The organism is Streptomyces sp. NPDC002730 (assembly GCF_042888805.1).
Classification (GTDB): domain Bacteria; phylum Actinomycetota; class Actinomycetes; order Streptomycetales; family Streptomycetaceae; genus Streptomyces.
The window spans coordinates 24,372-37,095 of record NZ_JBIAQG010000030.1 but is presented as its reverse complement, the minus strand read 5'-3'; the positions used below and the strand labels follow the sequence as shown (position 1 = coordinate 37,095).

At 68.3% G+C, this 12,724-nt stretch carries 4 protein-coding genes, 1 tRNA gene and 1 rRNA gene; 5 read left to right on the top strand and 1 reads right to left on the bottom strand.

Annotated elements, in window-relative coordinates:
- Window positions 1–92: ribosomal RNA gene (gene rrf, locus ACFYXH_RS41185) — 5S ribosomal RNA — on the top strand; the annotation flags it as partial.
- Between the two features lie 246 nt (window positions 93–338).
- Window positions 339–411 (top strand) — tRNA-Thr (locus ACFYXH_RS41180).
- Window positions 412–458: 47 nt separating this feature from the next.
- Here the strand turns inward: ACFYXH_RS41180 and ACFYXH_RS41175 are convergent.
- Complete coding sequence (locus ACFYXH_RS41175; protein ID WP_389574651.1) at window positions 459–3,113, bottom strand: SpoIIE family protein phosphatase; 2,655 nt, start codon at window positions 3,111–3,113, stop codon at window positions 459–461.
- Window positions 3,114–3,381: 268 nt separating this feature from the next.
- On the opposite strand from ACFYXH_RS41175, the gene ACFYXH_RS41170 reads away from it, so the two are divergent.
- From ACFYXH_RS41170 to ACFYXH_RS41160, 3 genes are all read left to right on the top strand, one after another.
- On the top strand, window positions 3,382–8,865 hold the full coding sequence (locus tag ACFYXH_RS41170) for a HAMP domain-containing protein (RefSeq protein ID WP_389574648.1): 5,484 nt from the start codon (window positions 3,382–3,384) through the stop codon (window positions 8,863–8,865).
- Window positions 8,866–9,109: 244 nt separating this feature from the next.
- On the top strand, window positions 9,110–9,793 hold the full coding sequence (locus ACFYXH_RS41165) for a response regulator (RefSeq protein WP_327326436.1): 684 nt from the start codon (window positions 9,110–9,112) through the stop codon (window positions 9,791–9,793).
- A gap of 115 nt (window positions 9,794–9,908) precedes the next feature.
- Window positions 9,909–12,686, top strand: a complete 2,778-nt coding sequence (locus ACFYXH_RS41160) for a DNA translocase FtsK (protein WP_389574644.1) — start codon at window positions 9,909–9,911, stop codon at window positions 12,684–12,686.
- The last annotated feature ends 38 nt before the right edge of the window (window positions 12,687–12,724 follow it).

Sequence of the window (12,724 nt, the reverse complement as noted above, 5' to 3'; positions counted from 1 at the left end):
CGCCCGGTTACATTCCGAACCCGGAAGCTAAGCCTTTCAGCGCCGATGGTACTGCAGGGGGGACCCTGTGGGAGAGTAGGACGCCGCCGAACAATTTTTAGCCTCAGTTCCCGGACCTTGTCCGGGGACTGAGGCATTTTTGCGTTCAGGACCACTTCCTGGGAGAGCAGGATCGGTGAGGCGGCGACGGCGATCCTGGATGTGCTCGGACCGTCCGCAAGGGTGCATGGGCGGCAGGAACCGTGGCAGCAGGGAAACGGCCGGCCGGCTGTGGAGTGGATGGTTCTGAGCAGCCGGGTGTTCGGGGTATGATCTACCTCGTTGCCGCAGCGCAGCAGGCCCCAATAGCTCAGTCGGTAGAGCGTCTCCATGGTAAGGAGAAGGTCTACGGTTCGATTCCGTATTGGGGCTCGGCAAAGAAGAAGGCCCCCGCCAAGTGGCGGGGGCCTTCTTCGTGTTCAGGCTGTGTGGGGCTCCGGGATGCGCATCGCGAGGATGGCCATGTCGTCGGAGGCAGGTTCGGCCGCGAAGCGCTCCACCGCGCGCAGGACGCGGGTGGCGACCGCTCCCGCCGTCAGGCCGGTGCAGGTCGTGAGGACGTCGATCAGGCCGTCGTCGCCCAGCATGCGGGTGCCCTCGCGGCGTTCGGTGACGCCGTCTGTGACACAGAGCAGGACGTCGCCGGGGTCGAGGGTCACCATCTGCTCGTACAGCTCCAGGTCGTCCATGACGCCGAGGAGGGGCTGCGGCTCCGCTGCCGGTTCCACGCTGCCGTCCTGACGCAGACGCAGCGGCAGCGGGTGGCCGGCGCAGACGACCTTGAGGACCGCGCTGCCGTCCTCCTGGGGCCACAACTCCCCGTACAGGAGCGTGAGGAAGCGGCTGCGGGCGCCTTCGTCGAGGATCGCCGCGTTCAGTCGTTCGAGGACCGCGGGTCCGCCGAAGCCCTCGCGGGCGAGCAGGCGCAGTGCATGGCGGGCGAGGCCCGTCACAGCCGCGGCTTCCGGTCCCGTACCGCAGACGTCGCCGATGGCGAAGCCGTACGCGCCGTCACGGATGGGGAAGAGGTCGTAGAAGTCGCCGCCGACCTCGTTGCCTTCGCCGGCCGCGCGGTAGATGACCTCGACCTCGACGCCGGGGATCTGGGGCAGCCCCGGCGGTAGCAGGCTGCGCTGCAGGGACTGGCTGATGGCCATGCGCTCGGAGTACAGCCGGGCGTTGTCGAGGGCGAGGGCCGCTCGACGGGAGAGGTCCTCGGCGAGTTCCAGGATCTCCTGGCGGAAGTGGTCGTCGGAGGGCTTGCCGAGGGTCAGCATGCCGATGACGCGGTTGCGGGCGACGAGCGGCAGGACGACCGTCTCGCCGCCGACGGCGGCGGCCGTGGCGAGTGTGGTGCCGATGCCGGAGGAGACCGGTGGGGTGGAGCCCAGGCCGAGTTCGCGCTTGGAGGCGCGCAGGGCCGCCTGTTGGGCGGCGTCGGCCGGAGCGGTCCAGACGCGGGCTCCTGGAGTGGGGACCGGGTCGGGCGGGTCGATCTTGGAGAGGAGGGCCTTGAGGCCGTCGATGCGGTCCTCGTCCTCGTGGAGTACGTAGCTGAGATACGGCTCCGAAGCCTGGTCGGCGATCGTGTAGACGGCGCACCAGGTGGCGAGGGTGGGGACCGTCATCTGGGCCATCAGCGCCAGGGTTTGGTCGCGGTCGAGTGTTCCGGCGAGCAGGTCCGAAGCCTCGACAAGGAAGGAGAGCGAGCCGCGGCGCAGGCGTTCCAGCTCGCCCAGGCGGGCCGATTCGACGGCCAGGGCGATGCGGTCGGCCGCGAACTGGAGGCGCAGGGCCTCCTCGTTGGAGTAGCGGCCCGCGGATTCGGCGGCGACGCCGAGGGAGCCGGTGAGGCGGCCCTCGACCTTCAGCGGGACGGTGACGACCGAGCGCATCCCGGTGGAGTTGAGCAGCGGGACGGCGCCGGGGACGGCGGTGAGGTCCTCGTGGACGGCGGGCATTCTGGCTGAGCCGTAGCGGCCGGTGCCGGCTTCGACCGGGACACGGGCGAAGCGCTGGCGAGCCGAGGGGAGGCCGGTGGTGGCGCGTACTTCCAGCTCGGTCTCGTCGTCGGTGGCCAGCAGCAGAAAGGCGGCGTCGCCGTCGAGCATGTCGCGGGCGCGCTCGACGGTGCGCTGGAGGAGGCCGTCGAGATCATCGGGGGCGGGAGAGCCGATGAAGACCTCGAAGGGGTCGGTGGCGTGGCTCTCGCTGCCCGTTTCGGTGACGGGGGCGCGCTGCGGGGTCTGGATGACGGCGCGTTCGTCGTCGCGTACGAGAAGGCAGACCGTGGAGGGCTCGCCGTTGGTGTCCCGTACCCGAAGGTGGGAGGCGTAGACGGGGACGACGCGGCCGTCGGTGCCGCGGATGCCGTAACTGCCTTCCCAGCGGGAGAGTTGGAGCGCCTCGACGATGCCGGTGCCGATGCCGGGGGTGTGCGGCCAGGCGGCGAAGTCGGTCAGCGGCTTGCCGATGACCTGCTCGGCGGCGTACCCGAAGAGGTGCTGGGCGTCCTCGTTCCAGACGGAGATCGAACCGCTGCGGTCGATCTGGGTGACGGCGACGCGTACGCGTTCGTCTGCCACCGGGAGCAGGGCGGTGGGCATGACCGGGCCGGCGGAGCGGGTGCCCACCGGGCGCTGGGGGAGGTCGAGTTGGAACCACACCTGTTTGTAGGTGGGGGTGTACTCGACGCCCCAGCGGGAGGCGAGGGCGGCGCACAGGAGGAGTCCCCGGCCGTTCTCGCGGTCGGGGCTGCCAAGTGACAGACCGGTGCCCTGGATCGGGATTTCGCGTTCGGGATAGCGGTCGGCGACTTCGACCCGTACGCCGTCCTCCGTACGTAGACAGAGAACGTCGGCCGAGGTGCCTGCGTGCACGACGGCATTGGTGACGAGCTCGCTGGTGAGGACGACCGCATCATCGACGACGTCGGCATACCCCCACCCCTGGAGGGTGTCGCGCACAAAGGCGCGGGCGGTCGCAACGGACCGTCCCACAGGGTCGAAGCTGGCAGCCGCCCGCGCGGTGATCACAGAACTCCTCGTACGCGTCTCGACGCCCGGCTCTGCCATGATCGGCCTGCCCCTCCCGGTGCCCGGTGGTAGTCCTTACGCCACCCCGCCCCCGCCGGGCGGACCGGAGCGGGTGGACAGCCGGATGCCAGGTTACTTACCTTCGCTGTCCGAGCGGATGCCGGTTACCGCTGTTTCCGCCCACCGAGGGCGGGGACGCTATGCGAAGCTGCCGAACTGTTATGGCCTGGTTCGGCCATGGTGAAACACTGGGCAGGCTTCCTGAGACAGCCCGGGCAGTACGGTCAACCCCTGCGGGAGGGACACGGTGGAGTCTGGCGTGGCGGCGCGTGGCAAAAACACGCGCGCGAAAGGCGGACGGGCCCGGAACAATGGGACAACCGAGGTGGACGCGGCAGCCCTGAACAGGCTGCTGGCGGCTTTGGTGTCGATGCGGGACGGGAACTTCCGTAGGCGCCTGACCGTGTCCGGCGACGGCGTTATGTCCGAAATCGCGGCCGTATTCAACGAGGTCGCCGACCGTAATCTCCACCTCACGGGTGAGCTCGCGCGTGTACGCAGGATGGTCGGGCGCGAGGGGAAGCTGACCGAGCGGCTGGAGACGGGAGCCTGTGAGGGCTCCTGGGCGGCCGCGATCGACGCCTCCAACGCCCTGGTGGACGATCTGGCGCGGCCGGTGTCCGAGGTGGGACGGGTGCTCTCGGCGGTCGCTGAGGGCGACCTGGAGCAGCGTATGGAGCTGCGCTCGCACGCCGTGGACAGGGCGGACGGGTCCGACGGGTCCCTACGGCCGCTGCGCGGTGAGTTCCTGAAGGTCGCGCGGACCGTCAACAACCTGGTCGACCAGTTGTCGGCGTTCACCGACGAGGTGACGCGGGTGGCGCTGGAGGTCGGTACCGAGGGCAAACTCGGCGGCCAGGCCCAGGTGCGCGGAATGTCCGGTTCGTGGAAGGATCTCACGGATTCGGTCAACACCATGGCGTACCGGTTGACCGCACAGGTGCGTGACATTGCTCTCGTCACCACGGCGGTAGCCAAGGGCGATCTGTCGCGCAAGGTCACCGTCCATGTGGCCGGCGAGATGCTTCAGCTGAAGAACACCGTCAACACGATGGTCGACCAGCTGTCCTCTTTCTCCTCCGAGGTGACCCGGGTCGCCCGGGAGGTCGGCACGGAGGGCGAGCTCGGTGGCCAGGCGGCGGTGCCCGGTGTGGCAGGCGTGTGGAAAGACCTCACCGATTCGGTGAACACCATGGCCGGAAACCTCACCTCCCAGGTGCGCGGTATCGCCGAGGTGACCACGGCGGTCGCCAACGGCGACCTGTCGCAGAAGGTCACGGTCAGCGCGCGCGGTGAGGTGGCTCAACTCGCCGAGACGATCAACCAGATGACCGAGACGCTGCGTACGTTCGCGGACGAGGTCACCCGGGTGGCGAGCGAGGTCGGGGCCGAGGGTCTGCTCGGCGGGCAGGCGCAGGTGCCGGGCGCCGCCGGGACCTGGAAGGACCTGACCGACTCGGTGAACACCGTCTTCCGCAATCTGACCACTCAGGTGCGGGACATCGCGCAGGTGACGACGGCGGTGGCGAACGGTGATCTGTCGCAGAAGGTCACGGTCGATGTCGCGGGCGAGATGCTCGAGCTGAAGAACACCGTCAACACGATGGTGGACCAGCTGCAGTCCTTCGGCTCCCAGGTGACGCGGGTGGCCCGGGAGGTCGGCGTCGAGGGCCGGCTGGGCGGGCAGGCCGAGGTGCCGGGTGCGGCGGGGACGTGGAAGGACCTGACCGACTCGGTGAACACCGCGTTCCGCAACCTCACCGGCCAGGTGCGGGACATTGCGCAGGTGACGACGGCGGTCGCCAATGGTGATCTGTCGCAGAAGGTCACGGTCGATGTCGCGGGCGAGATGCTCGAGCTGAAGAACACCGTCAACACGATGGTGGCGCAGCTGTCCTCGTTCGCCGATCAGGTCACGCGGATGGCGCGGGACGTGGGTACGGAGGGCCGCCTCGGCGGCCAGGCGCGCGTCGACGGCGTCAGTGGTACGTGGAAGGAACTCACCGACTCCGTCAACTTCATGGCGGGGAACCTGACTTCGCAGGTGCGGCAGATCGCCCAGGTGACGACCGCCGTGGCCCGCGGTGATCTGTCGCAGAAGATCGACGTGGATGCGCGCGGCGAGATCCTGGAGCTGAAGAACACCATCAACACGATGGTCGACCAGCTCTCCGCGTTCGCCGAGCAGGTGACCCGGGTGGCCCGTGAAGTGGGCACGGACGGCCGACTCGGCGGCCAGGCGCAGGTGCCTGGCGTCGCCGGTGTGTGGCGCGATCTGACCGACTCCGTGAACGGTATGGCCGAGAACCTCACCGGCCAGGTCCGTAATATCGCGCAGGTCGCCACCGCCGTGGCCCGCGGTGATCTGTCGCAGAAGATCGACGTGGATGCGCGCGGCGAGATCCTGGAGCTGAAGAACACCCTCAACACCATGGTGGACCAGCTCTCGAACTTCGCGGAGCAGGTGACCCGGGTGGCCCGCGAGGTGGGCACCGAGGGCATCCTCGGCGGCCAGGCCGAGGTGCAGGGTGTCTCCGGCACCTGGAAGGACCTCACGCAGTCCGTCAACTTCATGGCCAACAACCTGACTTCGCAGGTGCGCAATATCGCCGAGGTGACCACCGCGGTGGCCAAGGGCGACCTGTCGAAGAAGATCACCGTCGATGCCAAGGGTGAGATCCTCGAGCTGGTGACGACGGTCAATACGATGGTCGACCAGCTGCTGGACTTCGCCGACGAGGTGACCAGGGTCGCCCGTGAGGTGGGTACGGAAGGTGTGCTGGGCGGTCAGGCGCGGGTGCGAGGTGTCACCGGCATCTGGAAGGACCTCAGCGACAACGTCAACCTGATGGCCAACAACCTGACCAATCAGGTGCGGAACATCTCGCGGGTCTCCGCGGCGGTCGCCAACGGTGATCTGACGAAGAAGGTGACGGTCGAGGCGAGCGGCGAGGTCGCCGAGCTGGCCGACACCGTCAACACCATGGTGACGACGCTGTCGTCGTTCGCCGACGAGGTGACCCGGGTGGCCCGCGAGGTGGGCACCGAGGGCGAACTGGGCGGCCAGGCTCATGTGCCGGGCGTCTCCGGAACCTGGAGGGACCTCACCGAGTCCGTGAACTCGATGGCGTCCAATCTGACCGGCCAGGTGCGGCAGATCGCCACGGTCACCACCGCCATCGCCAAGGGCGACCTCACCAGGAAGATCGACATCGATGCGCGGGGCGAGATCCTCGAGCTGAAGACCACCATCAACACCATGGTCGACCAGCTGTCCTCGTTCGCCGAGGAGGTCACCCGGGTGGCCCGTGAGGTGGGTACGGACGGGCAGCTCGGCGGTCAGGCGCGGGTGCGGGACGTCGACGGCACCTGGCGCGACCTCACCGAATCGGTGAACGAGATGGCCGGGAACCTCACCCGCCAGGTGCGTGCGATCGCGGCCGTCGCGACCGCGGTGACCCGCGGTGATCTGAACCTCAAGATCGATGTGGACGCGGCGGGCGAGATCCAGGTTCTGCAGGACAACATCAACACGATGATCGCGAACCTCCGCGACACCACCCTCGCCAATGAGGAACAGGACTGGCTCAAGGGCAACCTGGCCCGTATCTCGGGTCTGATGCAGGGCAGGCGCGACCTGGACGACGTGGCTTCGCTGATCATGAGCGAGCTCACGCCGGTCGTCTCGGCGCAGCACGGCGCGTTCTTCCTGGCGATGGCGACGGGCAGCGGCGCGGATGTGTCGGCCGCGGGGGAGATGTCGTACGAGCTGTGCATGCGCGGCAGCTACGGCTACTCCGCGGGTCTGATGCCGACGTCGTTCCGTCCGGGCGAGACCCTCATCGGCACTGCCGCCGAGGAGAAGCGGACCATCCAGGTCAATGTGCCGCCGGGCTATCTGAGGATCTCCTCGGGGCTCGGTGAGGCCTCGCCGGCGTATGTGATCGTGCTGCCGGTGCTGTTCGAGGGGAAGGTCCTCGGTGTGATCGAGCTGGCGTCGTTCCAGCCCTTCACGCAGATCCAGCGGGACTTCCTGAATCAGATCGCCGAGATGATCGCGACGAGCGTCAACACCATCAGCGTCAATACGAAGACCGAGGTACTGCTCAAGCAGTCGCAGGAGCTGACCGAGCAGCTGCGTGAGCGCTCCGCGGAGCTGGAGAACCGGCAGAAGGCACTGCAGGCCTCCAATGCCGAGCTGGAGGAGAAGGCCGAGCTGCTGGCGCAGCAGAACCGTGACATCGAGGTGAAGAACACCGAGATCGAAGAGGCCAGGCAGGTGCTGGAGGAGCGCGCCGAGCAGCTCGCGGTCTCGATGCGCTACAAGTCGGAGTTCCTGGCGAACATGTCGCACGAGCTGCGTACGCCGCTCAACTCCCTTCTGATCCTTGCCAAGTTGCTCGCGGACAACGCCGAGGGCAACCTCTCGCCGAAGCAGGTGGAGTTCGCCGAGACGATCCATGGCGCGGGTTCCGATCTGCTGCAGCTGATCAACGACATCCTCGATCTGTCGAAGGTCGAGGCGGGCAAGATGGACGTCAGCCCGACCCGTATCGCACTGGTGCAGCTTGTCGACTATGTGGAGGCGACGTTCCGGCCGTTGACCGCGGAGAAGGGTCTCGACTTCTCCGTACGGGTGTCGCCGGAGCTGCCCGCGACGCTGCACACCGACGAGCAGCGGCTGCTGCAGGTGCTGCGCAACCTCCTGTCCAACGCGGTGAAGTTCACCGACAGTGGCGCGGTGGAGCTGGTGATCCGGCCGGCGAGCGCGGATGTGCCGCAGTCGATCCGCGAACAGCTGCTGGAGGCCGGTTCGCTGCGGGACGCGGACGGCGATCTGATCGCTTTCTCGGTCACCGACACCGGTATCGGGATCGCGGCCGGCAAGATGCGCGTGATCTTCGAAGCGTTCAAGCAGGCCGACGGCACAACGAGCCGTAAGTACGGCGGCACGGGCCTGGGTCTGTCGATCAGCCGGGAGATCGCGCGGCTGCTCGGCGGCGAGATCCATGCGGCGAGCGAACCGGGCCGCGGCTCGACGTTCACCCTTTATCTGCCTCTTCACCCGAGCGAACTGCCGCCCCAGGGTTACCCGCAGCTCGCCCCCGGCGCCGTCGCCCCGCAGGGCGGCGCCGACGACGGTGTGGAGGACTTGGGCCGGCAGGCGCAGCCGGCCGCGTCCGCCGACGTCCATGCCGGCCCGGCGGCGCTGTTCCGGCGCCGCCGCAAGGCGCTGGGCGCCGTGGACCAGCGGTCGGCGCTGCCCGGCCAGCCGGGCGGGCCCGCGGCGGGTCAGGAGCAGTGGGCGGCGAACGGCAGCCAGGAGACTCCGGATCCGCGGCGGACCTTCACCTTCGACGGCGAGAAGGTGCTGATCGTCGATGACGACATCCGCAATGTCTTCGCGCTCACCAGCGTGCTGGAGCAGCACGGGCTGTCGGTGCTGTACGCGGAGAACGGCCGCGAGGGCATCGAAGTGCTGGAGCAGCATGACGATGTGACGGTCGTACTGATGGACATCATGATGCCGGAGATGGATGGGTATGCGACGACGACGGCGATCCGCAGGATGCCGCAGTTCGCCGGTCTGCCGATCATCGCGCTCACCGCGAAGGCGATGAAGGGCGACCGGGAGAAGGCCATCGAGTCGGGCGCTTCCGACTATGTCACCAAGCCGGTGGATCCCGACCATTTGCTCTCGGTGATGGAGCAGTGGATGCGCGGGGAGTGATCGATGACCGCACGATTCCCGGCGAGTTGCTGACTGACTGTGGCCGAAGGCGTGTGAGACGGCGGTATTCGGGGAACCTTCTGGTCTCCCGCTACGTTTCTGCTACGTGCACAGTGACATCGCGGTGACAGGGTGTGGCGACAGGCGGGGTGCGGCTACCATGACCGGCACAAGGACGGGCGACGCAAGGGAGTCGTCCCCTGGGGCGGCGCCCGGTGCACATCCGGGGCGAGGAGGGCGGGCCATGGTGCAGAAGGCCAAGATCCTCCTGGTCGATGACCGGCCGGAGAATCTGCTGGCGCTGGAGGCCATCCTCTCTGCGCTCGATCAGACACTGGTGCGGGCATCGTCAGGGGAGGAAGCGCTCAAAGCGCTGCTGACGGACGACTTCGCGGTCATTCTGCTGGATGTCCAGATGCCGGGCATGGACGGATTCGAGACGGCCGCGCACATCAAGCGGCGCGAGCGGACCCGGGACATCCCGATCATCTTTCTCACCGCGATCAACCACGGCCCGCACCACACCTTCCGGGGTTATGCCGCGGGCGCGGTCGACTACATCTCCAAGCCGTTCGACCCGTGGGTGCTGCGGGCGAAGGTCTCGGTCTTCGTCGAGCTCTATATGAAGAACTGCCAACTGCGTGAGCAGGCCGCGCTGCTGCGGCTGCAGCTGGAGGGCGGCGGCCAGGCGAGTCCCGGCGACACCAAGGAGCCGGCAGGCCTCCTCGCTGAGCTTTCCGCACGGCTTGCGGCAGTTGAGGAGCAGGCGGAAGCGCTGTCCAAGCAGCTCGACGACGACTCGGCGGACGCCGCGGCCGTCGCAACCGCGGCCCATCTCGAACGCAAACTGACTGGTCTGCGCCGGGCGCTGGACGCGCTGGAGCCCGGTACCGGCGGCGGTGCGCCGACACTCCCCTCGCAGAACTGAACGGCTGCCCCACGCTTGAGGGAGCGTCAGCTTCCCGCCTCCATCCGGGCGACACGAACGGGTGAAGCAGTAGGCACACGTGTCCCCTGCCGTCGACACCGGTAACCTCACCACCATGGCCTCACGTACGTCCGGCAAGGGTTCCCAGGGCGCGGCGGGCACCGCGAAGCCGCGCGCCGGCCGTACGACCGGCGCCGCGAAGAAGGCGGCGCCCGCCAAGAAGTCCGCCGCGAAGAAGAGCGCGCCCGCGAAGAAGGCGCCCGCCAAAAAGGCAGCCGCGAAGAAAGCGGCTGCGCCGAAGCCGGCACCGTCCCCCACGGGCGGCGTGTACCGGCTCGCGCGCGCTCTCTGGCTCGGCCTCGCACACGCGGTGGGGGCGATGTTCCGCGGCATAGGGCGCGGCGCGAAAGGACTCGACCCGGCGCACCGCAAGGACGGTCTGGCGCTGCTGCTCCTCGGTCTGGCGCTGATCGTCGCCGCCGGCACCTGGTCCAATCTGAGCGGTCCGGTCGGCGACCTCGTCGAGATGCTGGTGACCGGCGCCTTCGGCCGGCTCGATCTGCTCGTGCCGATACTGCTGACCGCCATCGCCGTGCGTCTGATCCTCTATCCCGAGAAGCCCGAGGCCAACGGCCGGATCGTCATCGGACTGTCCGCACTCGTCATCGGCGTCCTCGGCCAGGTCCATATCGCCTGCGGCTCACCGGGACGCGAGGACGGCACCGAGGCGATGCAGGACGCGGGCGGGCTGATCGGCTGGGCCGCCTCCAAGCCGCTGATCTTCACCATGGGCGAGGTACTGGCCGTACCGCTGCTCGTGCTGCTCACGCTCTTCGGTCTGCTCGTGGTCACTGCGACGCCCGTCAACGCCATTCCGCAGCGGTTGCGGCTGCTCGGCTCCAGGCTGGGTCTCGCCGAACCGCCGTACGACGCCGGGGCCGAGGCCACGGACGACGACGAGCGGTACGAGGACCGGTGGCGCGATGCCGTGCCCGCCCGTAGGCGCCGCTCGTCCGCGCGCCGGAGCGAGGAGTCGGCGGAGTTCGACGCGGATCACGCGGAGGAGGAGGCGTTTTCCAAGCGCCGGCGGCCGCGCAGGGCCTCTGTGCAGCCTGCCCTGAACCGTCCGATGGACGCCGTGGACGTGGCCGCGGCGGCGGCCGCGGCACTCGACGGGGCCGTACTGAACGGCATGCCGCCCTCGCCGCTCGTCGCCGATCTCACCCGGGACGTCACCGCCGAACGACAGCGGTCCGCCACCCCCGTACCGAACGCGCGCGAGCCCCAAGCGCCGGAGCCGAAGGAGCGCGAGCAGCGGGAACGCGGGCCGAAGTCGTCCGTTCCGGACCTGACCAAGCCCGCGCCCGACGAGTCCCACCCCCTGCCGCCGCGCGCCGAGCAGCTGCAGCTCGCCGGCGACATCACCTACGCGCTGCCCTCCCTCGACCTGCTGGAGCGGGGTGGCCCCGGCAAGACGCGCAGCGCCGCCAATGACGCGGTCGTCGCCTCGCTCAGCAATGTCTTCATGGAGTTCAAGGTCGACGCGGCCGTCACCGGCTTCACCCGCGGCCCGACGGTCACCCGGTACGAGGTGGAGCTGGGCCCGGCCGTGAAGGTCGAGCGGATCACCGCGCTCACCAAGAACATCGCGTACGCCGTCGCCAGCCCGGACGTACGGATCATCTCCCCGATCCCCGGCAAGTCCGCGGTCGGTATCGAGATCCCGAACTCCGACCGCGAAATGGTCAACCTCGGCGACGTACTGCGTCTCGCGGACGCCGCGGGGGACGAGCACCCGATGCTGGTCGCGCTCGGCAAGGACGTCGAGGGCGGCTATGTGATGGCCAACCTCGCGAAGATGCCGCACGTGCTGGTCGCGGGCGCGACCGGCTCCGGAAAGTCGTCCTGCATCAACTGCCTGATCACCTCGGTGATGGTGCGGGCGACGCCGGAGGACGTACGGATGGTGCTCGTCGACCCCAAGCGGGTCGAGCTCACCGCGTACGAGGGCATTCCGCACCTGATCACGCCGATCATCACCAACCCCAAGCGGGCCGCGGAGGCCCTGCAGTGGGTGGTGCGAGAGATGGATCTGCGCTACGACGACCTCGCGGCGTACGGCTACCGGCACATCGACGACTTCAACCAGGCCATCAGGAACGGCAAGGTCAAATCGCCGGAGGGCAGTGAGCGTGAGCTCACCCCGTATCCGTATCTGTTGGTGATCGTCGACGAGCTCGCGGATCTGATGATGGTCGCGCCGCGCGATGTCGAGGACGCCATCGTCCGTATCACCCAGCTGGCGCGCGCGGCCGGCATCCATCTGGTACTGGCGACCCAGCGGCCGTCGGTCGATGTCGTCACCGGTCTGATCAAGGCGAATGTGCCTTCGCGACTCGCCTTCGCGACCTCCTCGCTCGCCGACAGCCGGGTCATCCTGGACCAGCCGGGCGCGGAGAAGCTGATCGGCAAGGGCGACGGGCTCTTCCTCCCGATGGGTGCCAACAAGCCCACCCGAATGCAGGGCGCCTTCGTGACCGAGGACGAAGTCGCGGCGGTGGTGCAGCACTGCAAGGATCAGATGGCGCCGGTCTTCCGCGAGGACGTGGTGGTCGGGACGAAGCAGAAGAAGGAGATCGACGAGGACATCGGCGACGACCTCGATCTGCTCTGCCAGGCCGCCGAGCTGGTCGTATCCACCCAGTTCGGGTCGACCTCAATGCTTCAGCGGAAGCTGCGTGTCGGCTTCGCGAAGGCGGGCAGACTGATGGATCTAATGGAGTCACGGAACATCGTCGGGCCGAGCGAGGGCTCGAAGGCACGCGATGTTCTGGTGAAACCGGACGAACTGGATGGAGTGCTCGCCGTGATACGCGGGGAGTCTGACTCTTAGATTCTTAAGGGTCCGGAGAGCAACCGTTTCCCCCACTC